This window comes from Xanthomonas sp. SHU 308, assembly GCF_000364645.1.
Lineage (GTDB): Bacteria > Pseudomonadota > Gammaproteobacteria > Xanthomonadales > Xanthomonadaceae > Xanthomonas_A > Xanthomonas_A sontii.
On the sequence record NZ_AQOK01000560.1, the window covers coordinates 1 to 611 of the forward strand.

Annotated in this window: 1 pseudogene; it reads right to left on the reverse strand. The window is 75.8% G+C overall.

The features are described from left to right. A pseudogene (locus tag D588_RS0116500) lies at window positions 1-611 on the reverse strand (hypothetical protein); the annotation flags it as partial.

Here is a 611-nt window from a genome sequence, read left to right on the forward strand (position 1 = left end):
CCGGCGCCAGGGCCTGGCCCTTGCGCAAGGCGCGCTCGGCCTCGCCGAAACGGAAATCGGCGGCGGCACGGCTCGCCTGCAGCGCATAGGCTGCCGCCACCCGCTCCAGGCCGTCGCTGGCGCCGGCTGCGTCCGGCACCGCCGCGTGCCACTGCGCAAACGCGTGTGCCGCCGCATCCAGGCGCTGCCGGCGCAGGGCCTGCTCGGCCTCGCGCTGCAGGCGTTCCAGCGCCCGGTTCAGTTCCGCCTGGGTCTCGGGCAGGTCGACATGGCCGGGGTCGTAGCCACGCGCGCGCTCCACCAGCGCCGCTGCGGCGGCCAGGTCGCCGCGCGCCAGGTCGCTGCGTGCGTGCTGCAGCAATTCCGACAGCGCATCCTCCCGACCTTCCAGCGCCGCGGTGCGTTCCGGCGCGTACTCCAGGACACGCTGGTACAGCGGCAGGGCCGCGTCCGGGCCATCGTCCAGATGCCCGTCGTGGCGCGCCTGCGCCGCCCGTTGCAGCAGTTGATCGATGCCGGCGTGCGCGGCCTCGCGCGCGCGCAATGCCGCCTCGATGCGATCGGCATCGGCGCGCGGCACCTGCAGCGCGCGCGCCAGCGCCAGCGCCTCA